This window comes from Bacillus sp. FSL K6-1005 (assembly GCF_038000225.1).
In the GTDB taxonomy this organism is placed as follows: domain Bacteria; phylum Bacillota; class Bacilli; order Bacillales; family Bacillaceae; genus Bacillus; species Bacillus mojavensis.
The window spans coordinates 3,832,838-3,859,593 of record NZ_JBBOBP010000001.1 but is presented as its reverse complement, the minus strand read 5'-3'; the positions used below and the strand labels follow the sequence as shown (position 1 = coordinate 3,859,593).

Annotated in this window: 23 protein-coding genes, 1 pseudogene and 1 other annotated feature; of the genes and pseudogenes, 4 read left to right on the top strand and 20 right to left on the bottom strand. The window is 45.7% G+C overall.

Translation table 11 applies throughout. The features are described from left to right. Positions 1–129 precede the first annotated feature (129 nt). Positions 130–354 (bottom strand) — a binding site (T-box leader). Positions 355–406: 52 nt separating this feature from the next. The 5 genes from NST16_RS19925 to NST16_RS19905 all read right to left on the bottom strand — a co-directional run bounded on the left by NST16_RS19925 (position 407) and on the right by NST16_RS19905 (position 4,609). Continuing rightward, a complete protein-coding gene (locus NST16_RS19925; RefSeq protein ID WP_340888443.1) occupies positions 407–1,804 on the bottom strand; it encodes an MFS transporter in 1,398 nt (465 codons plus the stop codon). Further along, the gene (locus tag NST16_RS19920) at positions 1,801–2,274 is read right to left on the bottom strand and encodes an Rrf2 family transcriptional regulator (RefSeq protein ID WP_168749013.1); all 474 of its coding nucleotides are present in this window, start codon (positions 2,272–2,274) and stop codon (positions 1,801–1,803) included. Before NST16_RS19920 ends, NST16_RS19925 begins: the two co-directional genes overlap by 4 nt. 111 nt (positions 2,275–2,385) lie before the next feature. Continuing rightward, positions 2,386–2,886 carry a YwgA family protein gene (locus tag NST16_RS19915; RefSeq protein ID WP_010332300.1) on the bottom strand — a complete coding sequence of 167 codons (501 nt, stop codon included), beginning with the start codon at positions 2,884–2,886 and terminating at the stop codon, positions 2,386–2,388. Between the two features lie 36 nt (positions 2,887–2,922). Continuing rightward, positions 2,923–4,224 (bottom strand): HD domain-containing protein, encoded by a 1,302-nt coding sequence (locus tag NST16_RS19910; RefSeq protein ID WP_168749015.1) that lies wholly within the window; start codon positions 4,222–4,224, stop codon positions 2,923–2,925. Positions 4,225–4,384: 160 nt separating this feature from the next. Continuing rightward, positions 4,385–4,609, bottom strand: a complete 225-nt coding sequence (locus NST16_RS19905; protein ID WP_010332302.1) for a DUF1450 domain-containing protein — start codon at positions 4,607–4,609, stop codon at positions 4,385–4,387. 214 nt (positions 4,610–4,823) lie between these two features. Between NST16_RS19905 and NST16_RS19900 the strand changes: the two genes are divergently transcribed. Then, positions 4,824–5,600: an RsfA family transcriptional regulator gene (locus tag NST16_RS19900; protein ID WP_010332303.1), complete on the top strand. Its 777-nt coding sequence runs from the start codon at positions 4,824–4,826 to the stop codon at positions 5,598–5,600. Between the two features lie 98 nt (positions 5,601–5,698). On the opposite strand, the gene NST16_RS19895 is transcribed toward NST16_RS19900, so the two are convergent. From NST16_RS19895 to pta, 4 genes are all read right to left on the bottom strand, one after another. Next, a complete protein-coding gene (locus NST16_RS19895; RefSeq protein WP_340888225.1) occupies positions 5,699–6,589 on the bottom strand; it encodes a carboxylate/amino acid/amine transporter in 891 nt (296 codons plus the stop codon). Between the two features lie 149 nt (positions 6,590–6,738). Continuing rightward, positions 6,739–7,584 carry a lipoate--protein ligase family protein gene (locus NST16_RS19890; protein ID WP_010332305.1) on the bottom strand — a complete coding sequence of 282 codons (846 nt, stop codon included), beginning with the start codon at positions 7,582–7,584 and terminating at the stop codon, positions 6,739–6,741. 47 nt (positions 7,585–7,631) lie between these two features. Beyond that, positions 7,632–8,531, bottom strand: coding sequence for a cysJI operon transcriptional regulator CysL (gene cysL, locus NST16_RS19885; RefSeq protein WP_340888222.1), 900 nt, complete (start codon positions 8,529–8,531; stop codon positions 7,632–7,634). 129 nt (positions 8,532–8,660) lie between these two features. Continuing rightward, positions 8,661–9,632: a phosphate acetyltransferase gene (pta, locus tag NST16_RS19880; protein ID WP_024123241.1), complete on the bottom strand. Its 972-nt coding sequence runs from the start codon at positions 9,630–9,632 to the stop codon at positions 8,661–8,663. 269 nt (positions 9,633–9,901) lie between these two features. On the opposite strand from pta, the gene hemQ reads away from it, so the two are divergent. Together hemQ and bacG are read left to right on the top strand one after the other, a co-directional pair. Continuing rightward, positions 9,902–10,666, top strand: coding sequence for a hydrogen peroxide-dependent heme synthase (hemQ, locus tag NST16_RS19875; protein WP_003235942.1), 765 nt, complete (start codon positions 9,902–9,904; stop codon positions 10,664–10,666). Between the two features lie 132 nt (positions 10,667–10,798). After that, a complete protein-coding gene (gene bacG / locus NST16_RS19870; RefSeq protein WP_340888217.1) occupies positions 10,799–11,578 on the top strand; it encodes an NADPH-dependent reductase BacG in 780 nt (259 codons plus the stop codon). 14 nt (positions 11,579–11,592) lie between these two features. On the opposite strand, the gene NST16_RS19865 is transcribed toward bacG, so the two are convergent. From NST16_RS19865 to NST16_RS19835, 7 genes are all read right to left on the bottom strand, one after another. Next, entirely contained in the window at positions 11,593–12,792 is a 1,200-nt protein-coding gene (locus tag NST16_RS19865) for a pyridoxal phosphate-dependent aminotransferase (protein WP_340888215.1), read from the bottom strand. Positions 12,793–12,804: 12 nt separating this feature from the next. Then, a complete protein-coding gene (locus NST16_RS19860) occupies positions 12,805–13,986 on the bottom strand; it encodes an MFS transporter (RefSeq protein WP_326196551.1) in 1,182 nt (393 codons plus the stop codon). Continuing rightward, on the bottom strand, positions 13,983–15,401 hold the full coding sequence (locus NST16_RS19855; protein WP_340888210.1) for an ATP-grasp domain-containing protein: 1,419 nt from the start codon (positions 15,399–15,401) through the stop codon (positions 13,983–13,985). The genes NST16_RS19860 and NST16_RS19855 overlap by 4 nt, the downstream gene beginning before the upstream one ends. A gap of 22 nt (positions 15,402–15,423) precedes the next feature. Continuing rightward, the gene (gene bacC / locus NST16_RS19850; protein ID WP_340888208.1) at positions 15,424–16,185 is read right to left on the bottom strand and encodes a dihydroanticapsin 7-dehydrogenase; all 762 of its coding nucleotides are present in this window, start codon (positions 16,183–16,185) and stop codon (positions 15,424–15,426) included. Then, positions 16,185–16,895: a cupin domain-containing protein gene (locus NST16_RS19845; RefSeq protein WP_268444580.1), complete on the bottom strand. Its 711-nt coding sequence runs from the start codon at positions 16,893–16,895 to the stop codon at positions 16,185–16,187. The genes bacC and NST16_RS19845 overlap by 1 nt, the downstream gene beginning before the upstream one ends. Then, positions 16,885–17,499 carry a bacilysin biosynthesis protein BacA gene (locus NST16_RS19840; protein ID WP_168749025.1) on the bottom strand — a complete coding sequence of 205 codons (615 nt, stop codon included), beginning with the start codon at positions 17,497–17,499 and terminating at the stop codon, positions 16,885–16,887. Before NST16_RS19840 ends, NST16_RS19845 begins: the two co-directional genes overlap by 11 nt. Positions 17,500–17,659: 160 nt before the next feature. After that, a complete protein-coding gene (locus NST16_RS19835; protein WP_340888203.1) occupies positions 17,660–18,898 on the bottom strand; it encodes an MFS transporter in 1,239 nt (412 codons plus the stop codon). Positions 18,899–19,117: 219 nt separating this feature from the next. On the opposite strand from NST16_RS19835, the gene NST16_RS19830 reads away from it, so the two are divergent. Then, positions 19,118–20,317, top strand: coding sequence for a multidrug effflux MFS transporter (locus tag NST16_RS19830; protein WP_268448063.1), 1,200 nt, complete (start codon positions 19,118–19,120; stop codon positions 20,315–20,317). Positions 20,318–20,347: 30 nt separating this feature from the next. Here NST16_RS19830 and NST16_RS19825 read toward each other — a convergent pair. From NST16_RS19825 to rocG, 4 genes and pseudogenes are all read right to left on the bottom strand, one after another. Beyond that, a pseudogene (locus tag NST16_RS19825) lies at positions 20,348–21,760 on the bottom strand (amino acid permease). Further along, positions 21,760–23,460: a M20 family metallopeptidase gene (locus NST16_RS19820; protein ID WP_340888198.1), complete on the bottom strand. Its 1,701-nt coding sequence runs from the start codon at positions 23,458–23,460 to the stop codon at positions 21,760–21,762. The pseudogene NST16_RS19825 and the gene NST16_RS19820 overlap by 1 nt, the downstream one beginning before the upstream one ends. A 71-nt stretch (positions 23,461–23,531) precedes the next feature. Beyond that, positions 23,532–25,079, bottom strand: coding sequence for an L-glutamate gamma-semialdehyde dehydrogenase (gene pruA / locus NST16_RS19815; protein WP_340888196.1), 1,548 nt, complete (start codon positions 25,077–25,079; stop codon positions 23,532–23,534). 229 nt (positions 25,080–25,308) lie between these two features. Further along, positions 25,309–26,583, bottom strand: a complete 1,275-nt coding sequence (rocG, locus tag NST16_RS19810) for a glutamate dehydrogenase (protein WP_340888194.1) — start codon at positions 26,581–26,583, stop codon at positions 25,309–25,311. Positions 26,584–26,756 lie beyond the last annotated feature (173 nt).

Below are 26,756 nucleotides of genomic sequence, written 5' to 3'. Positions count from 1 at the left end.
CAAGGCGGTAAATGATATTCCTAAGCTGGGAAGCTCGCACCTTTTCTTCCCTCTCTGAAAACCGTAAATATCATTCATGTCCTTTTCATCGCATTTATTGACTCATATAAAAAAACACATCCATCCCTCGCAAGGGACGAATGTGTTAATATTCGTGGTTCCACCCAAATTCCCAACAAACATACATGTTCGTCGGCTCGGTGCTGTAACGCAGCATGACGGTATCAGATACTTGATTTCCCCGATACGGCTCAAAGGCGGTAAGCTGCTTTCTCTGCGTTAGGAAGATTTCAGCTGGTCCTTCCCTCTCTGGAAACCGTAAAAAGCATCTCATGTCCTTATCAGTGCCTGTTTCAATAATTTCATATATCTTACTATAAATTCCTTGAAAAGACAATGGATGATTTTAAGATGATGCAGAAGCGGACGTTTCTTTATGAAAAGTCAGAAACCGCCACACAAGGAATGCGGCAAGACTGTATGCCGCGCCCATCATCAAAAACGTAAACCCAGCTCCGGCGTACCAAGTGGCGGACAGATGAATGACCATTCCGGAAACCGCTACGCCAACCAATGCCCCGATTTGCCGGTTGGCATTTAAAGCTGCTCCTGCGATATTTGCATGCTCCTGTCCCGCTGTCTTCATAATCACAGCCGTCATGGCAGGAACCGTAATGCCAACACCAAGATTCATGGCAGATGTCAGAACCGCAAGCTGCCAGTAAGGCAAATCCGGAGAAACCATGACAAATAACAGCAAAGCCATGATGCAGCTGACAGCCATTGAAACAAACATAAGAAGCCCCGCTTCAAAACGGTTCGCCAGCCGGGCAAACAGCAGATTACCGACCACAAAGACTGCCATCATCGGCAATAGTTCAACTCCAGCTAAAAAGGAACTTGCGCCTCTTGCTTCCTGCAAAAATAGACTGAGCATAAACATGCCGCCGAAAAGAGCAAAATTCAGCAAAAACCCAACGAACTGCGCTGCCGAGAAACGTCCGTTTTTATATAATGACGCAGGCAGAATAGATGTTGCTGAAAAAATCTCTCTCAGAATAAAAAGCACAAACGCCAAAACGGCCGCCGCGAAAGCACCGAGAATGGAGGGCGAACTCCAGCCTATTGAAGCGCCCTGTATCAGCGCAAATGAAAGAAATCCGAGAGCCGCCATTCCAAGCAAATGCCCTGTGATATTCACCCGGCTGCCTTTTCCCGGGATACTGCTGAGCGTTCGATAGGCACAAATAAGCGCCGCAACCCCTAACGGCACATTGATCAGAAAAATACTCTGCCACCCTGCCGCATTCACCAGAACACCGCCGATAAAAGGCCCCAGTCCGGAGGCGGCGGAGACGAGAGCGGCCCACAAGCCAAACATTTTGGCCCGCACCCGTTCATCGGGGTAAGAGGCAGCCAAAAGGCTGAGTGAACTCGGCATAAACAAAGCCGCGCCAAGTCCCTGCAATAGACGGCCTGCGATAAGCATTTGGCCATTTGCTGCTACAGCGCATAGACAAGAGGCAAGAACAAAAACGGCCAAACCCAGCATATAAATCGTCTTTGAGCCGTAACGATCAGCCAGCGCGCCGCCGGCAAGCAGAAGCGAAGCAAATGTAAGCATGTACCCGTCTACAACCCACGTCACACCTGAAAGTGTAAGGGAAAGAGCGTTTTTCATATCAGCAATAGCAACATTCACCACAGTCACATCAAGCGTAGCCATGAGAAAACCGAGAGCGAGCACGATTAACACTGAGATGCCTGTTGATCCTGATTGATGTAAAAGCCCGCTGTTTTTCATTGCCATTGCCCTTTCAGCTGATGATGTACCCAATCATCGATTTTTTTGAGGTCATAAAGCTCCCCGATTCTGTTCATGACACCCTGCAAGGTTTCTTCCTTCATGAGCGAAGCCCATTTATGCTCAATCTCCCCCATTACCGTTTCCAGCACACAGGGATCTCCGCTCTCAAATACCGATGGCAAAAGACCTTTCCCTTGATACATGGAACCTCTTCCTTCAACAGCTTGATAGACATCATAGAGGGTAATCTCCGTCAAAGGCTTCGTTATCGTAAAGCCACCCTTCGTTCCTGGTATAGATTCTGCCAAACCAGCCTGCACCAAAGTTCTCATCAGCTTTTTCAGATAAGACGGAGACATGTGCAAGCGCTGGCTGATCGCCTCTGATGTTAAAGAGGCCTGCACGGGCAGTCGTGACAGTAACAGCAGTACAGAAACTCCCTGCTCCATTCCCGATTTCATTTTCATTATGCTCACTCCCGCTTTATTATGGATAACTATTATCCACAATAGATCTCTTAGCAGAATTTGTCAATAAAAAAAGCAAAAGAAACGTTTCGTTTCTTTTGCTTGGTATGGTTAACACATCTGCTTCAGCTCTTCTATGTATTGAAGCGCTTCGTCATATTCTTCATTGGTATACTTTTGCTTGCTTTTGATTGTAAATACTTTTTCTTTCTTTTCCTCATCCTCAAGCCCGTCAAAGTATAGAATCGTGGAGACCAGCTCTAAAAACCGTGATGAACGGCTGTTTACACTGTCAATATAGCGCTTGATATCAGGCATATCAAGATCGGCGTGGTCTAAAAACGCGGAGCCCGTCTCTGTCAGCGAATAACGGTATTGAAAGTAGCCGCCCTTTTTTTCCTTTACCTCATGCAGGAATCCAAGGTTGCACAGCTCTTCAATTTGGAGCGTCAGTTCCTCCGAATACGGCCCGTAAAAATGAAAATCATATTTCTCATAGAAAGGAAACTGCATTTTCTTCGCAATATAAATCATTTTTTGCAGCTTCTTTCGCCCGATGATTTCTCCAGAATCCGAGAACACCTTCATCAGTTTTGCATGTTCTTTCAACAAATTCCCGACATCTCCTTTTTCCTTCTTTACCAATTTCTATGTCAGTCCCAGCAGCTGCCGGATTTTCATTTTCGCTTCCGGGTGTTCAGAGCCGTCATAAATCAGGTCCTTCGGATAGTACAGCTTATGGTCCGTCCGCCGCTTTCCGGAGATAGATTCCACAATAGCCGACTGTCTGGACAGCTCTTTAATTTGGCCGTTTTGCGTCAAGAGATGGATCGGCAAACGCTCCTCTTCCTCTCCTGGACGGTAAAAGTCGTATGGCAGATCTGAAGAAGAATCCACGACCAAATAATAGCTCGGATCGATTCCAGCCTCTTTGAATAATGAGGTCAGCTCAAAATAGGCCGACATCTCTTCATTCGGATTAAATTCAACGTATTGGAACAGCTGGCGGTTAATGAATCTGCGGCACAAATCGGATAAAATCGGGTCTTCTTCATCCTCCCAGGCCTGGAAGTAATACAAAATAATAGATTCATCCAGCTTCAAATAATCCTCCAGCGTCAGTTTCCCTTCAAAAATAGAATAAAAATGAACCGGAGCATGAGTGAACACATAACCTTCATCATGGAGCTGCTTCGCTCTGTGGAGAATCTTCGTTAAAATAACCTCCGCGCTTCTCGTCACTGGGTGGAAATACACCTGCCAGTACATTTGGTAGCGGCTCATGATATAGTCTTCTACAGCATGCATTCCGCTTTGTTTAATGACAATCTGATCCTCACGAGGGCGCATTACCCGGAGAATCCGCTCCATGTCAAAATGGCCGTAGCTGACGCCTGTATAGTAAGCGTCGCGCTGCAGATAATCCATGCGGTCCGCGTCAATCTGACTCGAAATCAGGCTGACCACTTGTTTGTTTTTATATGTTTTGGCAATGACTTCAGCAACATCCTGCGGGAAACGCGGGCTCACCTTTCTGAGCACCTGGTTAACCTCTGTGTCTCCCAAAATGATATCTCTTGTAAAATCTTCGTGGTCAAGATGAAAGACTTTCTCAAATGAATGCGAGAACGGCCCGTGCCCGAGATCATGAAGCAGCGCCGCGGACAAACAGAGTTCGCGCTCACTGTCATCCCATTCAGGACGGCCTTTAAAGACATCATCAACCATTCTCCTGACAATTTCGTAGACACCGAGAGAATGGTTGAACCGGCTGTGCTCAGCGCCATGGAACGTCAAATACGTCGTGCCGAGCTGCTTGATTCTGCGGAGACGCTGAAATTCGCGGGTTCCGATCAGATCCCATATCAGCTTGTCCCGTACATGAACATAGCGGTGCACCGGATCTTTAAACACTTTTTCTTCTGATAATTTTCCATTTGGATACGCCATCGTCATTCCCTCTTTTTTTTAGCCGTGTTTCTATTATATCGACTCTATTCTTTGAAAACATCCTTGAATTTGTCCGGCGATTTGTTCCATCTTTCCGAAAAACACATCATGTGAAGCAAAAAAGCCTGACCAGAGGGCCGAGGCTATGAAAAAATATGTTTTACTTTTTTAATTTCTTTTTTACTTTGTCAATCAGCTCATCCTCTGTCGGAGCTGACAGCGGGCGATTGTTCACAAAAGCAAACGATTTTTTCCGTCCGGGCCCGCAATAAGATTGACACCCTATCTCAACCTTTGCATCCGGGTCTACTTCTTTTAACCGCGGCAGCAATGTTTTGATATTAGTGGCTTGGCAATCATCACACACTCGAAATTCATTAGCCATGACGTACGCTTCCCTTCATTTCTATGTTCATCTATGTTTTAAACCTAAAATCGCTTTATCAAAAAAATCACATCGCTCTTCATTGTACAAGGATTCGACTGTTCCTGCAAGCCGCTCCAGCCTCCGTATCTCCTATTCTTTCAGCCAACTTGTATAAATATTTTCCATTCTGGACATTCTAATATCATGAAAAGAAAAATGGGAGTTGAGATAAATGACAAAACAGCGACAGGACGCTTGGTCAGAAGAAAATGATTTGCTTTTAGCCGAAACTGTGCTTCGGCATGTAAGAGAAGGCAGCACTCAGCTGAATGCCTTTGAAGAGGTCGGCGATAAATTAAATCGGACGTCCGCAGCCTGCGGATTCAGATGGAACGCGGTAGTGCGCCACCAATATGAAAAAGCGCTTCAGCTTGCAAAAAAACAGCGAAAACAGCGCATGAGAGCTCTCGGAAACGGGCAGCCTGCGAAGAAAAGACTGTTATATCAGCCTCCTGCTGTTGATCCTGAAACAATTCAAGAAACTGCAGTGCAGGAGGAGCAGGTAAAGCCTGAAACCCCGACTGCCGAAAATGAGAAGCAGGTTTTGATGTCAGGCGAGCACATGCCTTTTGTGGATGAAAGCTTTAAGGAAGAGTTAGCTAGTCTATCACACTTATTGTCTCCTCAAACGTCTGCGCCTGATATGACGATGGGTGATGTCATCAGATTCCTGCAGAATTACGAAGGCAATCATGAGCAATCCTCAGCTTTTAAAATGGAAAATGAGCGTTTAAAGAAAGAAAATCAAGAATTACAAAGCAAAATAGAACAGCTGGAAGCAGACGTTCAAAAACTTGAAAAAGATCAAAAAACGATCCAGGAAGATTATGAAACCTTGGTAAAAATCATGAATAGAGCAAGAAAACTAGTTTTATTTGAAGAAGACGAACATGCCTCTCCGTCCTTCAAAATGGACCGGAACGGAAATTTAGAAAAAATGGCGGAATAGCTTAAAAAAATCCCAAGACGATGTCATGTTTTGGGATTTTCTGTTTTTGCGGCGGCTCCGTTAGTCTTGTAAAATGAGCACAAGCTTATGCTAATCTATTAAGACACATGAGCCGCATCAGCTGTCTTTTGCTTGCGAGGCGCTCCTGAAATGACCAGAAGCCCTAACATCATCAGCACGATGCCGAGCCATGAGGAAAGAGAAAGCATTTCACCTATGAAAAACACGCCCAGCAATGAGGCGGTCAGCGGCTCAGCCAAGGACAGTGTAACTGCTGCCGAAGCCGGAACCCCGGTGAGCCCTTTTGCAAACAAAAAGTAGGCCGCGCATGTCGCAATGAACCCGATGTAAAGGCTCGTTCCCCATCCTTTTGGGGTCAGCATCCAAGAGAGATCTGACTGCCACAGTAGCGGCGTCAGCAATATGGCGCTGAGCATGAAGACAACAGCTGAGGTCGCTCTCGGCGGCTGTGTTTTCATCATTGATTTACTGATCAAGGTATAACCCGCAAAAGAAGCACCCGCTCCAATCGCCATGAGAACCCCTGACACATCAACCCGAACATTGGAGCCGTCTGAAAACAGGAGCCAGCATCCCGCCAAAGCAAATACAGTTGCAATCCACCAGGAATTTCGCGGCCGTTTTTTTAAAACGGCCCACTCTAAGCTCCCGGCAATAATAGGCGCACTGCCGATGGCAATCACTGTCCCGACCGCAATCCCTGTTTCTTTTACAGCGGTGAAAAAAAGCGGCTGATAACAGGCCATACAAATCGCTGCTAAAAACGCGGGCGTCCATGACCAATTTTTTACGTGAAGCTCACGGCTGATCCAGACCACAAGAAGCATGGCGCTGCCTCCTATCAATAATCTGACCGCTCCAAATGCCAGCGGAGTGGCGCTTTCTGGAGCCAGCGCCTGAACGGTGCCGGTAGTTCCCCAGAAAAAAGCCGCGACCAGCACAAACAAGCTGTAAACATTACCTTTCATTTGCCTCTCCCCTTTGTATGCAGATGCTGCTGTTATTTTATCGCTTTTTTTGCTGTAATTGTTTTCTGTTTATAAGAAAGATTTATCTATAGACAAGATGATAGCGAAAAAAAAGCATGCCAGCCTATCGGCTGACATGCAAGTGACGTTCATCCAAACACCTTTTCATTCCGTTCTGTCATCCGGACAAGGTTTTTCTCAAATTCCAATTCCTCGTCAATGGACAGTCCGGCTGAGTAGAGGTGGGTGCTTAACGCTTTTAATTCCGTAAGCAAAGCGAGCATTAAATCCTGTACGGAGATATCGGTATGCAGAAGCTCACTTAACGATGCCATGGTTTCCGGATGTATATCCGGGTAGATGCCTTTTTTGTCGTTCTGTTTATCCTTCAGGGCGGCTTGATAGAATCGTCTGATCAGATCCGCCCTCTCGCTGCCGCTTTTATCTGCACAGAGATAAATTTGAACGGCTGCCCCGCCGCGAAGACGTCTTTGAGAAATGCCGGCGAACTTTTTGCCGTCAATGCTGAGATCATAGCTGCCTGGACAATAGGAGCCCTCAATTTCATAGGCTTCAATCTCTGCACCATACGGCTTGAGCATCCGTTTCATCAGCTCAACCATTGCTTCGTATCCTCTGTCTATATCGATGCCCTTCTTTTGGTCCTCGAATATGAGAGAAATATTTAAAACGCCTTCATCCAAAACAACAGCCAGACCGCCGGAATTGCGTACGATGACGCGGTATCCCTCATTTTCCAGCAGGGCAATCCCGTCCTGCAAAAACGGGAGGCGTGTATCCTGAATACCGAGGACAATCGTGTCGTGGTGCACCCAAGAGCGTGCTGTCGCCGGCGACACGCCCTTTCCTACAGACGCGCACAGCGTATCATCCATAGCGAAGGATTGCTTCGCATCAAATAAAGGGCCGAGACTGGATTGGTCAATGACTCTCCATGTCGGCTGCATCAGTAAATCAATCGGTTGGTTTGCCATCTATGTAAAACCCTTTCATGTTAGGCTTATGAACGAAAACTATTATATCATTTCAGCCGTGATGATTGAAAATTGCTTTTCAGCATCGTAATGAAAATTTCTTTATTTTTTGTATTCTCCATGAGAGGAGAATGAATATAAGACAGCTTGCGCTTTAATAAGAAATCTTTAATGTGGAGAATTGAAATGTCACGGTGAATCAAATCCTTATGCAGCACGCTTCTTGATAAGACCGATAAACCCATGCCGCTGATTACCGCTTCTTTTACACCTTGATTGCTGCTGATGGTGAACATCGACTTTGGCCGCAGTCCGTTCGAGCTCAGCACATGATCGAGATATTCCCTTGTGCCGGAGCCTTTCTCCCTTGTCACCCACGCTTCATTTTGCAAATCGCTGATTGAAATATCTCTTTTTCCGGCAAGCGGATGCTGGTTCGGTGCTGCGATGCACATTTCATCCTCCATGAACGGTTCAATGTCCAGTTCGTTCTCGTCGGTATGCCCTTCAATCAGCCCGATATCAGCCTGAAGCATTCGGACACGTTCGCTTACTTCTTTTGTATTGCCAATCATGACGTCCAGATTCAGCTCAGGATACAGCTTTTGCAGCTGGGCAAGGAGCGGCGGAAGAATATACTCTCCGATTGTAAAGCTGGCGGCTATTTTCAATTCACCTTTTACATAATGATGATGCGCGTAAATTTCAGCCTTGGCCTGCTCGTAGAGAAATACCATTTGCTTTGCCCTTTGATACAGAATGTCCCCTGTCGGTGTTGTCGTAAAATGCTTCGGCGACCGATTCAGCAGTGCTGTTTGAAATTCTTTTTCAAGATTTTTGATATGCAGACTGACGCTGGGCTGGGAAATCATCAGCTTTTCTGCTGCTTTTGTGAAGTTTTTTTCTTCCACCACCGCGATAAAGGTTTTCAGCACGTCGTAATACAAAGGCCCCACCCCTGTCATGAATAAGATTTATGATGTTGATCAGTTTTCTTTATTTTACTCATATCATCTGCCCTGGTAAAGAAGGCGCAAAAAAAGCAGCCCTCTGCGAGAGAGCTGCTATCGCTTTCCTTACAGTGCTTGTGCCGCTGTAATTAATGCGAGATTGTAAACATCTTCAGCGTTACAACCTCTTGAAAGATCGTTAACAGGCATATTTAAGCCTTGCAGGATTGGTCCTACAGCTTCAAAGTTGCCTAAACGCTGAGCAATTTTGTAGCCGATGTTTCCTGCTTCCAAGCTTGGGAATACGAATACGTTCGCGTCTCCTTTGATCTCGGAGTCCGGCGCTTTTTTCTCAGCTACAGATGGAACGAACGCAGCATCAAATTGGAATTCGCCGTCAAGCGTTAATTCAGGCGCTTTTTCTTTCGCGATTTTCACAGCATCCGCTACTTTTTCTGTTTCATCAGATTTTGCTGAGCCTTTTGTAGAGAAGCTGAGCATTGCTACGCGAGGATCGATGTCGAACATTTTTGCCGTATTGGCGCTTTCGATCGCGATTTCCGCAAGATCTTGGCTGTCAGGCGCAATGTTGATCGCGCAATCGGCGAATACGTACTGCTCATCGCCGCGTGCCATGATGAAGACGCCGGAAGTCTTTTTCACGCCTTCTTTTGTTTTGATGATTTGAAGAGCCGGACGGACAGTGTCGGCAGTTGAATGAGCCGCTCCGCTCACAAGACCGGCAGCCAGGCCTTTGTACACAAGCATTGTGCCGAAGTAGTTCTCGTCTAAGAGCGCTTTTCGAGCCTGTTCTTCTGTTGCTTTGCCTTTACGGCGTTCCACGAATGCCTGTACAAGATCTTCCATGCCTTCATATGTATGAGGATCATAAATATCAACGCCGTCAAGCGTCACATTCAGTTCTTTTGCTTTTGCTTGGATCTCATTTTCATTGCCGATCACAATCGGATTCAGCACTTTATTGTCTGCAAGCTTGCTGACCGCAACTAAAATACGTTCGTCCAAGCCTTCAGGAAATACAATTTTAACGCCTTTTCCAGCTACTTTTTCTTGCACTGTTGAAAATAAATCTGCCACAATAAAACCTCCTCAAAAAGTTACAAAAACGCTTTCTTTTACTAGCATACTCTTCTTCCAGTGAAATTCAAACAGCCAACTTTTATTATAGCGCTTTCATCAAAAAATCTTATTTTTCTAACTAATTTAAGCAACTGATTCTTTCCTTATATGTTCTCTTATTTTTGAGGAGATATACGAATCGGATGTTCAAGGTTTCTCCACAGTAGAATCGGATAAACTATGATATAGTGAAGGCAATAACGAAAAGATAATAGGAGTGAAGATAAATGAGTGAACAGCAAATGACAAATGAAGCGGCAAAAACGCTGGACGGCTGGTATGCGCTTCATGATTTCCGCACAATGGACTGGACTTCTTGGAAGCTCCTGTCCAGTGATGAGCGCCAGTCTATCATTCATGAATTTACAGGATTGCTTGAAAAATGGGGAGTCGCCCAAAAAGAAGGGAAAGGCTCGCAAACCCTTTACAGCATCGTCGGCCAAAAAGCTGATTTTATGCTGATGATTCTTCGCCCTACAATGGAAGAATTAAATGAAATTGAGCTCGAATTCAACAAATCAAGACTTGCTGAGTTCACCATTCCGGCTTACTCCTACGTGTCAGTTGTTGAACTGAGCAACTATTTGGCGAGCGGCGACGGCGACCCGTATGAAAATCCGCATGTACGTGCGCGCCTTTACCCTGAACTGCCGGAATCAAAATATGTATGCTTCTATCCAATGGATAAAAGAAGATCCGGCAATGACAACTGGTACATGCTTTCTATGGAAGAACGAAGAAACTTAATGAGAAGCCACGGCTTAATCGGACGCAGCTATGCTGGCAAAGTGAAACAGATCATCACAGGTTCAGTCGGCTTTGATGATTACGAATGGGGCGTTACGCTGTTCAGTGATGATGTGCTTCAATTCAAAAAGCTTGTATACGAAATGCGTTTTGACGAAGTCAGCGCGCGCTACGGCGAATTTGGCTCGTTCTTTGTAGGCAACCGCCTTTCGCTTGATACACTTCCTCAATTCCTATATGTATAATATCTCCTCCCGCCGCAAACGGCGGGAGTTTTTCAATTCCTCTTTATCAGAATTTAAATAAAATTTGCTATTCTCTCTGTTTTTTCTTACGATGGAGATAATAATCCAATTTTTTCAAAGGGGTGCAGTTATTTGTCAAAACGAACCGCATTTATTATGGGAGCCAGTCAAGGGATTGGAAAAGCAATCGCTCTGAAGCTAGCAGACCAGCATTTTTTCATCGTCATTAATTCCCGAAACTTGGATAATATTGAACCTGTCAAAGAAGATATTTTGGCCAAGCATCCTGAAGCGAGCGTCATTGTCCTTGCGGGTGATATGTCTGACCAACAAACGAGAGCCGACGTTTTTCAAAAAATCGAATCTCAATGCGGACGGCTGGATGTTTTGATTAATAATATTCCGGGCGGCGCGCCTGACACATTTGATAACTGCAATATAGAGGATATGACGGCCACGTTCACACAAAAGACCGTTGCCTACATTGACGCTATCAAGCGTGCTGCCTCACTGATGAAACAAAACGAGTTTGGCAGAATCATCAACATTGTCGGAAATCTGTGGAAAGAACCCGGCGCCAATATGTTTACAAACAGTATGATGAATGCCGCTTTAATTAACGCCAGTAAAAATATTTCCATTCAGCTTGCTCCTCACAACATTACAGTCAACTGCCTGAATCCTGGTTTTATCGCGACAGACCGCTATCATCAATTTGTGGAGAATGTGATGAAAAAGAACAGCATATCCAAACAAGAAGCAGAAGAACAGATTGCTTCCGGGATTCCGATGAAACGGGTCGGATCAGCCGAAGAAACCGCAGCGCTCGCCGCGTTTCTCGCCTCTGAGGAGGCCTCCTATATCACAGGACAGCAAATTTCCGCTGACGGCGGCAGCATGAAAAGCATATAAAAAAATCCCGCTTTTTAGCGGGATACTTCTTGTAATGAGGAAAACGGCAGGTTCAGCTTTTGAATCCGCATGACAAATTCACGCAGATCCTCCTGCTTCGATACCATTGATATTCTGACATGCCGTTTTCCGTTGCTGCCGAAAATCTCTCCCGGTGTTACGACAACATGGGCCTGCTCCAGCAAGTAGTCAGCGAATTGGTGAGAAGACTCAAACATTTTTGGAATTTCAGCCCATACATAAAATGTTCCTCTTGGTTTTTCAATCTTCCAGCCCAGTTCTTTTTCACATAGCTCCGTAAAAAAGTCAATCCGTTCCGCATAGATGCGTTTCAAGCGATCTGTCTGGTCCTGATCTCCTGATAGCGCCGCACTGGCCGCCTGCTGCAGACCGCCAAACATGCCGACAAAGACGTGATCCTGAAATTCATTGACCGCTTGTATAATCTTTTCATTCCCCACGGCAAACGCCATTCTCCAGCCGGCCATGTTAAATGTTTTTGAAAATGAATAAAGCTCTGCGCCCACCGTTCTTGCATCCTCCGCCTGCAGGAAGCTGGCCGGTTTTTTATCAAACTCAAATGCGCCGTACGCAAAGTCATGAATCAGATGAATCTGGTGCTCTTTTGCAAATGCGGCCGCTTTTGCATAAAAAGCTGCATCCGCCACAGCTCCCGTCGGGTTATTCGGATAGTTCAAAAACATCAGTTTCGCTTTTTGTAACACAGCGGGATCTATTTTCTCAAACTCAGGCAGATAGCCGTTTTCTGCCTGCAGCGGCATTTCGTGCAGCTCTGCTCTTGCCATTGTAATACCCGAAAGATATTCAGGATAGCCTGGGTTTGGGACCAGAGCGATATCTCCCGGATTAAGCAGGCACTGTGTTAAAACATACAAGCCTGCTTTTCCTCCGCCGAAGAGCGCCACTTCTGTTTCAGGATTGATTGTCACTCCGTATTCTCTTTTATAGAAAGCGGCAATCGCTTCCTTTAGGAAGGGATAACCTCTGAATGGCCCGTACCCGTGAAAAGAAGGGTTCACAGCCGCCTCCTGCAATGCCTGCACGATATGCGGCGGAGTAGGAAGGTCAGGGTTCCCCTGTCCGAGATTAATGACTTGCGCCCCCGTTTTTTCCATTTCTTTTACCTTTTGAAAAACGAGAGAAAATTCTTGCCTTGGAAGTGTCTTGATGACGTCGGACGGTGTTATTTCCATCTGAAAGACTCCTTATAAGTGAATTTGCTCAGTTTTTTTATCCCGTTCCAAAAAAGATTTGTTCACCAGTTTCGTATGCAAAAACAAACCGCTTACCATGATGACAATCAGCCCCATGATGACAGGAGCCTCTAACACGTTGATAAGCATGGAACCAACCGAAATGCACAAGCCAATGGACGCTTCAGCCACCGAAAAAATACGCCCTTGAATCTGGTTCGCCGCGTTTTCCTGAACTTTAACCTTTGCAAGCACTTCCCCATATTCCATGGCGATGAAAAAGAGGATGGCGCTAATGACAGATACAGCGAAAATGGGCGTGAATAAAAACAGTGCCAGTGAGACGATTGATAAAATGGTAAAGTACATCAAGCCTTTATTGTTGTTAAAGCCCCATTTGCTGACAAGCGCCGCTCCGATGAAACCGCCGAAGCCGATGCAGAAGGTAAGGATAAAGTTGCCGATCTCCCCGTCACCCAAAAAGCGGCTGACAATCGGAAAATAGCTGTACACGATCCCCCAGAGCATCGCCATCGTAATCATCGTAAACATGGCGTTTAACACGAATGAATTGGTTCTGATTTCCTTCAGCCCTTCTTTAAAAGACTGAAAGGCCTCTTTTACATTTTCAGACTGAATCGGGACAAATTGCAGCTTAATTCGCCTGATAAAAAATGCCGAAACCAGGTATGTCACACCGTTAAAGGCAACAGCCATCTCTACAGACCCGGCTAACAGGAATAACCCTCCGGCGGCCGCCCCGACAATGATCGAAATGGTCGTGGCTTTAGCGAATAAGGTATTGATCGTTTTAATGTCTGATTCCAATGAAGACATGACCGCGAGACGCGCCGGATTAAAAAACACGCCACTCCCGTAAGAGACAAACAGCAGAGCAAGAAAAATCAGCGGATACTCGCCTTTTGGGAGAAAGGTGAGCCCCAAAAAGATGACGCCCCTGATGACATCTGTCCACAGCATAATTTTAATTCTGTCCAATCGGTCAACGAGCACCCCCAAAAATGGCTGAAACACCATCGGAATGCTTCTGACCGCAATGACTCCCGACGTCACCCAATAATCGTGATAATATGTAGACAAAATGAGCAGGGCCGGGAGAACACAATAGTCTCCCATAAACGAAAGCGCCTGCCCGTAAAGCAAGTATTTAGAATTTGGCTTTAACTGTTTCATACCGGCAGCACATACTTCGCAGTCAGCTTCGCATGCTGCTGGATTTGTTTAATGGAATCGGCTACATCCTGTGAATTGCTGCCTTTCAGTTCAAATGAGGCAATGGAATTGAAGGCTTCAAACAGGCTCAAATCAACAGACGTACCTGGTGCCGCAGCCGAGAAAGAAACAAGTTTCGTATCTCCCATCAGCAGCCCGTCCGGAATGTTGATGGATTCAATGATCATATCCTCCGCCGCTTCAGGAAGCTGCCCGTTTTGTTTGAAATGCTCCGGGTACAAATGACAGTCGGCAATATAGCAAGGCTCTTGTTCCAGCAATCCATCCGGAAGATCGGCGTCTTTTCCGAAACAGAGAACATCTAACAATAATTGCGCCATGTCGACGCCGAAGACCTTTTTAATATTCGGAATCATATTCCATCCGGCGAATCTGGCCGCAGACTCTATTAAACCGGCTTCTCTATTTTTCATTAACTTGATTTCTGTATGTGTCGCACAGTTTTCCAGGCCAAGCCCTTCATTTGCCTTTCTGGCCGCTTCAATAATGATCTTTTTCGCTTCATCATCCAAGATGGACGGCGTAATATGCGACGTTTCTGTAAATCCGATTTGCGGTGTTTTGTCATGAATCGCGACTGGAACATATTCTCCGTCTGCCATGATCCCTTCTATGCTGATATAGTCGGAGTATCCCTCGGTTTGATACCAGTCAGGGTATTCTCCCTGTAAAAATTCCTCCGCAATAAACGGGGCTTCAAACGTAACCGCCTTTGGCACATTAATGGATTTCAGGTAGTCATTGACTCGGTTAAACTCAGCTTCTGCTGTGTTGGTGTCCGTAATCAGCGTCACGCCGATTGAACTCGCCAAATAAGTCGGTTTTAAGATGAGCGGTGTACCGATCTCTTTCAGCGCGGCGCGGAAATCTTCAAGGGTTGTGACCCGTTTGTTTTTGATTGTTTTGACCCCGGCTTTATTAAACGCTGCCCTCATTTTATTTTTATCTCTGGCATTTTCGGCAGCTTGTACACCAGCTCCTCTTAAGCCGAGTCGTTCACAGGCTTTCGCCATCGGAGCAATGAATAATTCATTGTTTGTTGTGATGGCTTCCGCTCCAAACATTTCGGCAACCTTGACGATTTGCTCGACTACCTCTTCTTCGGGTTTGTCATGGTCCTCATGCGCCCAGTAAATGGAATCGGGATGCTCAAAATCTGCGATGCTCTGAAAATAATCTTTATCCTTTATGACCGCGACCGAGTATTTTTCAATAAGCGCCGCATGGGAAGCTGTAATGGCAAATGGCCTTGGAATAAAGCTGACCAGGTTATATTTTTCAGCAGCGCTTTGATAAAACATGTGCGGCGGGCAGCCTCCTAGATCAGCGATAACCAAAACTGTTTTCCTCTCCATATGTAAAACACTCCTTCTCTCTCTATTGTGCGGTATATCCTCCGTCTGCGGTGATGGCGCTTCCGGTCATATAGCTTGATAAATCAGAGGCTAAAAACAGCATCACGTTTGCTATTTCTTCAGGTTTTCCGAGTTTTAGCATCGGATTCACCTTCGCCTTTTCTTTCTTGATTTCTTCAAGTGTGCCTTCATTATTTTCAATAAAGGATTTCTCATTTAACGGCGTATCGATAATTCCCGGACATACACAGTTAACGCGGATTTGATGTTTGGCGTAATCAACAGCCATTGACCTTGTCAGCTGCAACACGCCGCCTTTGCTAGCGTTATATGCCGGGATATCAGGCCATGCCACGACTCCGCCGACAGAGCACGTATTAATGATATTGCCCTTGCCGGCAGCCAGCATATGCTTGAGTGCGTGCTTGCTCATTAAAAACATGCCCGTCAGATTGACTTGGAGCACCTTATTCCAATCGCTCAACTCCATCTCATGAATAGGCGCGACGATTTCGATTCCCGCATTATTAATTAAAATGTCTAATCCTCCGAATGTATCGATTGCCGATTGAACAGCATGCTGGCAGGCCGCTTCGTCCGTGATGTCTGTTTGCACAAAGTGCAGCCGGTCATGATTTTCTTGCTGGACCATCGCTTCTCCCTGTGCTGCATCAATATCTGCCACAACCACATTTGCCTGCTGGTTCAAAAAAGCTTGAACCGCGGCATAGCCGATGCCTGATGCGCCTCCTGTTATGAGGACGGTTTTATCGATGAGGTTCATTATGATTCATCCGCCTTTATCTTTTTCGTCTTTGATCTGTTATAGCGCGGCGGAAAGAAGATGTTAATGGATTGAGATTCTTTTTCAGAACGGTTGATGGCCCCATGGTCTTCACGAGGTTCGCAGAAATAGGCGGTGCCGAATGTCATATCCACTGTGCAGCCTTCAACGGTCATATCATATCCGCCGCCGATGCAGATGCCGATTTGTTCATTGCGATGTTTATGGAAAGGCATTTCGCCGCCGTTTCCAGGAATCTTGGCCAGCATAATTTCTATCCAATCCTCAACAAAGAACGTGACTTCCATTCCGGGCATTAAATCTCTTGTTTTAAAAATATTCAAAAAATAATCTTCAGGACTTGTATATGTTTCATCAGCTTTATTCCGTTTAATATCAATGGCAATGACTTCTTGGTCTGTTTCATTTCTCGCTCCATGTGGTACATGCGGCGGCGCGATATATGCCGATTCTAAGGCTGTCATTTTTTTTGTGACGTCTCCGACAGTCATGGATAGCTCGCCTGAAACGACCATGCCGATTTGGACTTCCTGATGCTGATGCGGTTCAACATTAGTATGCGGCGGAACGTAAGACATTAGCACTTCAGTATCGCCGCGGACGGTGGAATACTGTCTCACTCCGTTCTCCCACTCTATTAATTTTGGTGTCGGGAAATAAATCTCCTTCAAATCTTGTTCAGTTTTCATACTCAACGTCTCCTTTTCCGAATAATGACCAGCTCATAGGAATGCTTTTAAACGTCTTAACAAATTTGAGCCCGTATTTTTGCCTTGCCAGTTCATTGGTTAAAGCAATGTCTGAAAGACCTTCTTTTACTTTTTTTGCTGCGGCGCTGGTTGAATTGACCAGCTCAAACCTAACGTCTTTGCGGGTAAAATATTTTATTAAATTGATAGGTGATGGATGTGAAACAATAACAGATGTGTCAAGCATGTCGTCGCTGAATGTGAAATCAGGACGGACTGCCAGGCCGTACATCGGTGTATCGCACCTGAAGATTTGCAAAAGCTGCAAATCCGGCCTCATGTAGAAATGCTTAATGCCGTCGTAAGCATGTGGAACGATGGTGTATTCCAGCGGGCTTTGAAGAGTCCTTTCGATGCATGATTCAAATGTATCATGTAAAGATAATTTACTGTTTAGCCCCTGGAGAAGAGTAAAATTGGAGATGAAATGTTTTGCTGCGTACTCACTGCTTGTCCCTTCTGGGCCGAGCGTGTTGACTGTAATCAGTTTTGATATTGAATAAGCTTTGTTTTTTGTCTGAATGCTATTATCCAATATAATCATGAGCACCAACCAATCTTTTAAATTTTAAGTAAATTTTATCCAGCGGAGATAAGACTGTCAACATTATTTGGAAATATTGATAAATATCCCTATACAAACGAAAAAACCCTAAAAATAGGGTTTTATACATCGCTTATTTATAGGAATTTAGAAGCTTTGTTTATTGATATAATGAATGATCCGCTTTCTGATCATGAATGCCGTACTTTCTGTAGGCAAAAATACTGAGTCCCAATCCCAGTACTGTTATGCCTGCACATATGAACCCGACAGCTGTATAACCATATCCCACGTATACCGGTCCCATCAAAGCAGAACCCAACGTCACGGCAAGATTCGAGGCGAGGCTGTAAAACGCCATAATTTTCCCGCGATGACGCTCTGAGCAATCACTCAAAATGGTGCTGAGCAGCGTCACCGTCAAGCTCTGCATTAATCCCCAGATGAATAGACTGATGATGAGCAGAGGCATTGATGCAGGCGCATACGCGATACAAGCCAGCAGAACGCTGATGACCGCCAGCGCAATGACCAGAGAGCGCATTTTTCCAATACGGTCAGCAATCTTACCAGTAATGACGCTCATGGAAAATCCGATGCCATAAATCATGATAAATAAGCCGGCAGCCGTATTGCCTCCAGCAAAAACGTCCTGAAGGTAAGAGCCTAAAAACGAATACATACCGTAAAAGCCAATCATATTGCAAAAGGTGATTATGATATAAACGGGAACACGCGGCACTTTAAGCGCGTCTCGAAATGTCCCCGCCGGCTCCTCTTTTTCCTCCAGGCTGTTGTTTTTATTATCGTTATGGCGGCGCATTTCAAATAGGATGAGCAAAACAACAAGCGCACCCATCAAGGCGAAAATCCAGAACGTCCATCTCCAATGTAAGACGCCGCCTATAAATGATCCGATCGGCACACCGAAAATCAGTGCAAGCGACCAGCTTGATACGATCAGTCCCATCACTTTGCCTCGATATGTATACGGGACACGATCCCCGACAACTGCGTAAGCGGTTGGGACAAATGCACCTGCTGCCAATCCTGAAAGCGCCCGGCCTAAAAAGAAGAAAAAGATATTTTGCGCCAAAGCGCATATCACTGTTCCTATAATAAAGATCACAAGTCCCAACATTAAACTCAGTTCTCTCGAGTATTTATCCCCTAAAGGAACCAGCAGCGGGGCACCGATAAAAATCATAATCCCATATATACTGATAGATAGCGCAAGCACGCTGACATCTGAGTTGAAGGCATCTGCTAAATCAGGCAGCAGCGGTGAAATGACAAGCTCTTCAGATCCAGCAGCAAATACGGCCATTGTTAAAGCCAACGCAAGAAATAGCGGAAAATGATGTTTTGATTTGCTGTGATTGTTTTGTTTACTCTTCATTCTCCCTTAACACCTCTTCCGGAATCTTTTAAATATAAAGTTGAATTATAGTTTAGCATCCTTTATTTACAATTTACAATTCAAACGAAAATGAATTTCTTTTAATTATTTACATTCGAATATGAATAAGGGATTTATTGTTTCAATTTTAAAATAAAATCAAAACATATCCTGGGATATGCTATAGTAATAGGATCATTTGTTAAGGTGGGTCATGTGATGAATCAAGGTTATTCAACAGTCGCGCGTTTCAAGCTCGGCATGGTATTCATTCTCGGCACGCTGGCGTCATTCGGGCCGCTGTCGCTTGATATGTATCTGCCTGCTCTTCCCCAAGTCGCTGCCGACCTGCATACGACCGCGTCACTCGCACAGCTGAGCTTAACGTTCTGCCTGCTCGGGCTTGCGCTCGGACAAATTATCGTCGGACCGCTCAGTGATATGAAAGGGCGCCGGAAACCGCTGATCATATCAATGGTGCTTTATACACTCTCTTCCTTATTATGCGCGTTCAGCCCTTCTGTCGCGTTTCTAATTATCATGAGGTTTATCCAGGGCTTTACCGGAGCGGCGGGGATTGTCATCGCCCGCGCCACTGCCCGCGATATGTACTCAGGCAAAGACCTGACCGCTTTTTTCTCATTGCTCATGCTCGTAAACGGAGCGGCGCCAATTTTAGCCCCGATTACGGGAGGATTCATCCTTCAATTTACTGACTGGTCAACCGTGTTTATCGTGCTGGCCGGGATCGGGTGTCTTATTTTTGTCGCGGTTCTTACCGCATTGCCTGAATCACTGCCTCCTGAAAAACGGACAAAGGGCGGACTCCGGGAGACGCTGACCACATTTCGGCACTTGCTTGCCGACCGGGCGTTTATGGGTTTTGCTTTCAGCCAGGCCTTTATCATGACCGGCATGTTTGCTTATATTTCCGGTTCGCCATTTGTCCTGCAAAACATATACGGTGTGTCGGCCCAGATGTTCAGCATGCTGTTTGCCATCAACGGGGCGGGCATTATTGCGGCTACACAGATGACGGGGCGGCTGGCCAAAAATGTTAATGAGCGCAAGCTGTTCATCTCTGGTCTATTGATCTCCATCATCGGAAGCGCCGCACTTCTTTTGTCGCTCACTTTTGACCTCGGGCTGTTCGCTGTCTGCGCATCTTTATTTATTATCGTCTCCAGTGTCGGTATCGTCACAACGACAGGTTTTACGCTGGCGATGCAAAAGCAGGAAAAAGGGGCGGGCAGCGCCGCGGCGCTCCTTGGGCTTCTGCCCTTTATCGGAGGGGCCATTGCCGCTCCGCTCGTCGGTGTTGCCGGGGAAGAAAGCGCGTGGCCGATGGCGCTGAGTATATTTGGCTTTGATGTGCTCGCGATATTGTCCTATGTGTTTCTTGTCAGACGTAACGCATAAAAAGCTCTCCGGCCTCCCGGAGAGCTTTTTCTATTGCGCTTCTGTTTGCTCTTTTTTCAGCGGTTCTTTTTGTAAACGTTTCTTGATGCTCAGATGATAGTACGCATAGCAGAAAATAATGAGTGGTACACCGCAGTACAAGCCGATTCTTTGATCTGGGATGAAAATAAGGCTTATCAATATGCATCCGTATAATACAAACCCAAGAATCGGCACCAACGGATAAAGAGGTGTTCTGAATTCCAGATCGTTCACGTTCCCGCCTTCAGCGAGGAACCGCCTGCGAAAGAAAAATTGCGAGGCGCAAATGGACATCCACGCGACAACTGTCACCATCCCTGAGATTTATATACACCATAAATACACGGTTTCTGCAGCCATGACACTAGTCAGCAGCGAACAGCCGGAAATCCCAATCGTAATCAGCAGGGCATTAATCGGCACCCCTTTTTTGGTCAGTCTGGTTAAAAAAGCCGGACCCATTTTGTTTGTTGAAAGCGACCACATCATGCGCGAGGCTGCATATAAACCAGAATTGGCAACAGATAAAATCGCCGTTAATATGACAAAGTTCATCATATCAGCCGCAAACGGGATGCCGATTTGATCAAGCACCGCTACAAACGGACTTTCAATCACCCCCGCTGTTTCGTACGGAAGAATGGCGACCAAGACGAACATGGCCAGCACAAAGAAAAACAGCGTTCGCCAGATGACATTTCGAATGGACTTCGGCAGTGTCTTTTCCGGACTTTCACTCTCCCCTGCCGCAATTCCGACCAGCTCCGTCCCCTGAAATGAGAAATTGACCATAACCAGCGTAAACATAACAGCCAGCACACCATTTGGAAACAGTCCTTTATCGGTCATGAAATGAGATAAAAAAGGCGTTTCCTGGCCGCCTTTAAAATCAATCAAGCCAAACACAGCGCACCCGCCGATCACGATAAATAATATGATCGCTGTCACTTTGATGCTCGAAAACCAAAATTCCATTTCCGCAAGGCTTCTGACTGACAGTACATTAATTAAAAAGATGATGATACCGAAAACGAGGCACCATATCCAGATTGGCACGGAGGGCAGCCATCTTTGCATCAAAATACCCGCTGACGTTAGCTCCAAGCCGACTGTATTCGCCCAACTGAACCAATACAGCCAGCCGATCATAAAACCTGTCGACGGCCCCAAAAACTTTGCAGCATAAGCTTGAAACGATCCGGCGACCGGCATGGCAACAGCCAGCTCCCCTAAACAAAGCATGACTAGATACATTAAAAACCCGCCAATCATATAGGCAACAATCGCTCCGAGCGGCCCCGCCTGGCTGATCGTAAAGCCGGAACCTAAAAACAGCCCGGTGCCGATGACGCCGCCCAAGGCAATCATAAACAAATGCCGGCTTTTCATACTGCGCTGCAATTCATTTTTATGATCCTGCATCATCCTTCTCCCTTCGGCTCTTTTGTGCTGATATTCATCCGATAGCTTTGCAAAAGGTGAACAGTGGTCTGCTGTATCAGATCAGGCAATATATGAAATGTGTACGGCTTGTATACTCTTTCAGTCCATTTATGTCCATCTTTGCCGTATACCCCCATGTTAATGGAAGGAATGTTCAGTTTCCGTATGTCTTTGAACGGAATGGTTCCAATCATCTCCCACCCCGGGAAGTTTCTGATAAAGGAATCAATTTCGTCATCGGTTTCGTGCAGCGACAAAAAGCTGCCGTCTGCCAAGTAAGGGAAAAACTTTTTGAAAACAAAGGTTTCACCTGTCGTTTTGGCGGTTTTGTCCACCGCTTCTTTGATCACATGCTGCAATAGCTGGTCTCTTGTGCTTTCTTCTTTTAAATAGTTATGCGGTAAATAAGGAGGAGCATAAAACAGAATGACTTTTGCGCCCTGATCGGGATCAAGTTTTTGGAGTTCTTCAATTGCATGAAAACATCTCATGCGCAGTTCAAGATGCTCATTGGCTTTGAATGCTTGCTCTATACACTGCTCAGGATCGATACCGCGGCTTCTTAGCTTTTCCATGTACTGATCCAGACTGAAGACTTGAATATCCCAAGACAAATGTCTCTTTGGAAGATTTGTTCGCTTTAGATATTCTTCATAATAATCAGATAATTTTTGTTTTGTGATCCGGCACGCCTCCTCAGCGACTTGGGTAAGCTGGTCCATGACTTCCTTTGCTGTTTTTTCATATATAAAATAATTGAAATACAAATAGCTGCTGACGGCGGTTTGGACGTTATAGGATTCCTTGTTATCACGCTGGTACAAGCAGGATGGGGGCAGAACCAATTCGCCTTCAATCTTTTCTGCTAAATGAATATTGTTGTGGATGCGGCTTGTGATTTCAGAAGAAATGAGATTTGGATCGATGCCAGCAAGCGTATCTCCGACATGCACTTCCCGGCCTGATATATAAAAGCAAGGCAGCAGCTTTCCCGCGGCTCCGGTGTAAATATATCTTGTTGAATCACCATCGTATAGCGGCGTAATGAAATCGGTATTAATAGCAGCCAGATACTGAATCTGTTTCTCCTTTTTTAATCGGTTGAGCTCAGAAATACTGGCGAGAATACCGGCATGCTGACTTTCTTCATCCGGATTTGCCATAAATAATAGATTTCCCGGCAATGCTTCGCGGTTCTCTGAAAAGTGCAGGAGATTGGACAAATGCACCGCGATGCCGCTTTGCATGTCGACAGAGCCTCTGCCGAACATCCACTCACCCGACTTGGCGTCCCGCTGAACGTCTTCATCAAAAGCATAGCTGGAGAAATACTCAGCCAATTTTTCAGAATCAAAAGCGATATCCTTTAGCGGTCCAAAATCTTCAATTCCCACTGTATCCAAGTGGGCGTGATAAATGACGGTATTCCGGCTTTCCCCGCTGCCTTTCACAAACGCAAACATATTTTTCCGGTTGTACGGGTCGTTAGGAATAGCCTGCTCCCAAACATGGCAAGGATGTTCCTGAAAATAAGGATAGCTCATGATGACTTCTTTGATAAAATCAGCTTTCGTCCCTTCCCCGATGGTGCCATTCACACTGCTGAGGCTGACCAGAGACTTTGTCAGTGCCTCGATCCGTTCAGCCGGCATCATGTGACTGATTTTTGTATAGAGCATACATCATCCCCCTCATCCCAAAATGTAAATAGTGCGATCTAAACACAATCGCACTATTTCCGTTTTCTCAATTAATACGCTTCGGATGTTGTTTTCGCCTGCATATGAAGAATTAAATAATCCGGACCTCCTGCTTTTGAGTCTGTTCCAGACATATTAAATCCGCCGAATGGCTGATAGCCGACAATAGCTCCGGTACAGCCTCTGTTAAAGTATAAGTTTCCGACATGAAAATCCTCGCGAGCCCGCTCAATGTGCGTACGGTTTTTTGTCAGCAGAGCGCCTGTCAGTCCGTAGTCTGTGTTATTTGCAATCTCAAGCATATGGTCGAAATCACGCGCTTTGCAGATGGCAGCAACCGGCCCGAAGATTTCTTCCTGCATGAGGCGTGCATGTTCATCAACATCTGCAAAGATCGTCGGCTGGATAAAGTAGCCTTTAGAATCATCACCTTCTCCGCCGGTCAAAAGCTTGCCTTCAGACTTGCCGATTTCAATATAGCGCATGACCTTATTATAGGATGCTTCATGAATGACAGGTCCCATATACGTATCAGGATCTTCCGGACTTCCGACTGTCAGCGTTTTGGTCAGCGCAACTGCTTTTTCTACGACTTCATCATAGACATCCTGATGAATCACTGCACGGGAGCCCGCTGAACATTTTTGCCCTGAGTACCCGAATGCGGAGTAAACGATAGAAGAGGCAGCAAGATCCAAATCAGCATCTTTGTCGACAAGCACTGTATCTTTTCCGCCCATTTCAGCAATCACGCGTTTCAGCCATTTTTGGCCCGGCTGCACTTTTGCGGCACGCTCATAAATCCGGCAGCCGACTGCACGGGAGCCTGTAAATGATACAAATCTTGTTTTAGGGTGTTCAACTAAGAAATCGCCAATTTCGGCTCCGTCTCCCGGAATGTAATTGAGAACGCCGTTTGGCAAACCCGCTTCCTCCATCACCTCGACAAATTTAGCGGCCACGACTGGCGCAGCATCTGCCGGTTTCAGCAGAATTGTATTCCCCGTAACAATCGCAGCCGCAGCCGTTCCTGCCATAATGGCGAGCGGGAAATTAAATGGCGAAATGACAATGCCGACGCCAAGCGCTTCATAATGATATTGATTATGCTCGCCTGCCCGGCTCTTTACCGGAGCCCCGTCCTTCAGCTTTACGATTTGGCGCGCATAGTATTCCAAAAAGTCTATTGCTTCCGCTGTGTCAGCATCCGCTTCCTTCCAAGGTTTTCCCGCTTCCTTTACGAGATAGCTTGAAAATTCATGCTTTCTTTTGCGTAAAATAGCCGCAGCTTTAAATAGGATATTCGCGCGATGCTCCGGTCTTTGTTTTTTCCACGATTCAAATGCCTGTAACGCCGATTGCATCGCTTTTTCAGCAAGCTCTTGATTAGCCGTTGAGGCGTAGCCGATCACTTCTTCTTTATTGGCCGGATTAACCGAAATAATTTTGCGATCCGTTTCGATCTTTTCTCCATTAATGACAAGCGGATAATGCTTGCCGAGCTGAGTATTTACAAAGGCCAATGATTCTTGAAAGGCTGTTTTATGCTTCACTTCCTTAAAATCAGTAAATGGTTCATGCTCATATGAAACGGTCATATGTAGTCCCCCTCGTTATGTAATATGTCTTCTCATAAAGATAAAAGCAAGATTCGTACCAGTGCTTCGCCTTTTCACAAAAAAACTTGCAGAATCGCAGAGAAATTTGTCAGAAATCTAAACATATTGCCTTCTGTGAATAGAAAGTGCAAAATCACTTTGCGATTTTCATCCATACACAAACAAAAAAAGCAAAATGTTTTTGCAGGAGAAAGGAGGGATTATCCCCCTAAACCCACCCGCGGAATTGAGACGCCTCTGCAGACTTTCTGATGCCCGTCATGTAAGCCGCCAAGCGCATATCGACTTTGTGTGTGGCCGCAGTCTGATAAATCGTTTCAAATGAATTGACCATCACGTTTCTCAGCTTTTCCGCAACCTCTTCTTCTGCCCAATAATACCCTTGGTTGTTTTGAACCCATTCAAAATAAGAAACCGTTACGCCGCCTGCACTCGCCAGTATATCGGGCACCAAGAGTACCCCTTTTTCATTCAAAATCTTTGTCGCGTCGATAGTCGTCGGCCCGTTAGCCGCTTCGACCACAATTGAGGCCTTAATGTTATGGGCATTTTTGGCTGTGATTTGATTTGAAATAGCCGCAGGCACTAAAATATCGCAGTCTTGTTCGAGCAGTTCTTCATTTGTAATGACATCTGTAAATAAATTGGTGACCATTCCGAAACTGTCCCGCTTATCGAGCAAATAAGGAATATCGAGGCCATCCGGGTTGTAAAGACCGCCGTGGGCATCCGAAATACCGATAACCTTGGCGCCGGCATCATGCATAAATTTAGCCAGAAAACTGCCGGCGTTCCCAAAGCCCTGTATGACGATGCGCGCGTTTTGCAGCTTGATTCCTTTTTTCTTAACGGCTTCTTCTATACAAATGGTTACGCCTTGTGCTGTTGCTGTTTCCCGGCCCTGTGATCCGCCTAAAACGAGCGGTTTTCCTGTGATAAAACCCGGAGAATCGAATTCCCGAAGCCGGCTGTATTCATCCATCATCCACGCCATAATTTGCGAATTGGTGTACACATCGGGAGCGGGAATATCCTTTGTGGGGCCGACTAACTGGCTGATGGCGCGGACATACCCCCGGCTCAGCCGTTCCAATTCTCCAAATGACATTGTCCGCGGATCACAAATAATGCCACCCTTTCCGCCGCCGTATGGCAAATTCGTGATGCCGCATTTGAGCGTCATCCAAATCGATAATGCCTTTACTTCCTCTTCATTCACTTCGGGATGAAAACGCACGCCCCCTTTTGTCGGGCCGACAGCGTCATTGTGCTGTGAACGATAGCCTGTAAACACTTTCACACTGCCGTTATCCATTTTCACCGGAATTCGTACAGTGAGCATTCTCATTGGCTCTTTCATTAATTCATACATTCCGCTCGGATAGCCCAGTTTCCGCAGGGCTTCCTTTATGATCGCTTGCGTAGACAGAAATAAATTGAGAGCTTCTTTTTCTTCATCCTTTGTGATTTGTTTTTCTGACATGTTTTTCACCTCATCATTATTTTATCTTCAGGAAAATGTAAGCGCTTTTAAAAAACTGAAATAGATCAATTCCTTTCTTCACTGGGTTCACCCTTATCTACATGCAAGATTCGTACCAGTTTTTAAAACATACAAAAAAGAGGCTGATACCACATCAGCCCCTGATCATTTCT

Bases quoted from the DNA above. Each gene is read 5' to 3' on its own strand.
- NST16_RS19925 (WP_340888443.1), bottom strand. From the start codon at position 1,804: ATGAAAAACAGCGGGCTTTTACATCAATCAGGATCAACAGGCATCTCA.
- NST16_RS19920 (WP_168749013.1), bottom strand. From the start codon at position 2,274: ATGAAAATGAAATCGGGAATGGAGCAGGGAGTTTCTGTACTGCTGTTA.
- NST16_RS19910 (WP_168749015.1), bottom strand. From the start codon at position 4,224: ATGGCGTATCCAAATGGAAAATTATCAGAAGAAAAAGTGTTTAAAGAT.
- NST16_RS19905 (WP_010332302.1), bottom strand. From the start codon at position 4,609: ATGGCTAATGAATTTCGAGTGTGTGATGATTGCCAAGCCACTAATATC.
- NST16_RS19900 (WP_010332303.1), top strand. From the start codon at position 4,824: ATGACAAAACAGCGACAGGACGCTTGGTCAGAAGAAAATGATTTGCTT.
- NST16_RS19895 (WP_340888225.1), bottom strand. From the start codon at position 6,589: ATGAAAGGTAATGTTTACAGCTTGTTTGTGCTGGTCGCGGCTTTTTTC.
- NST16_RS19890 (WP_010332305.1), bottom strand. From the start codon at position 7,584: ATGGCAAACCAACCGATTGATTTACTGATGCAGCCGACATGGAGAGTC.
- hemQ (WP_003235942.1), top strand. From the start codon at position 9,902: ATGAGTGAACAGCAAATGACAAATGAAGCGGCAAAAACGCTGGACGGC.
- NST16_RS19865 (WP_340888215.1), bottom strand. From the start codon at position 12,792: ATGGAAATAACACCGTCCGACGTCATCAAGACACTTCCAAGGCAAGAA.
- NST16_RS19860 (WP_326196551.1), bottom strand. From the start codon at position 13,986: ATGAAACAGTTAAAGCCAAATTCTAAATACTTGCTTTACGGGCAGGCG.
- NST16_RS19855 (WP_340888210.1), bottom strand. From the start codon at position 15,401: ATGGAGAGGAAAACAGTTTTGGTTATCGCTGATCTAGGAGGCTGCCCG.
- bacC (WP_340888208.1), bottom strand. From the start codon at position 16,185: ATGAACCTCATCGATAAAACCGTCCTCATAACAGGAGGCGCATCAGGC.
- NST16_RS19845 (WP_268444580.1), bottom strand. From the start codon at position 16,895: ATGAAAACTGAACAAGATTTGAAGGAGATTTATTTCCCGACACCAAAA.
- NST16_RS19840 (WP_168749025.1), bottom strand. From the start codon at position 17,499: ATGATTATATTGGATAATAGCATTCAGACAAAAAACAAAGCTTATTCA.
- NST16_RS19835 (WP_340888203.1), bottom strand. From the start codon at position 18,898: ATGAAGAGTAAACAAAACAATCACAGCAAATCAAAACATCATTTTCCG.
- NST16_RS19830 (WP_268448063.1), top strand. From the start codon at position 19,118: ATGAATCAAGGTTATTCAACAGTCGCGCGTTTCAAGCTCGGCATGGTA.
- NST16_RS19820 (WP_340888198.1), bottom strand. From the start codon at position 23,460: ATGCTCTATACAAAAATCAGTCACATGATGCCGGCTGAACGGATCGAG.
- pruA (WP_340888196.1), bottom strand. From the start codon at position 25,079: ATGACCGTTTCATATGAGCATGAACCATTTACTGATTTTAAGGAAGTG.
- rocG (WP_340888194.1), bottom strand. From the start codon at position 26,583: ATGTCAGAAAAACAAATCACAAAGGATGAAGAAAAAGAAGCTCTCAAT.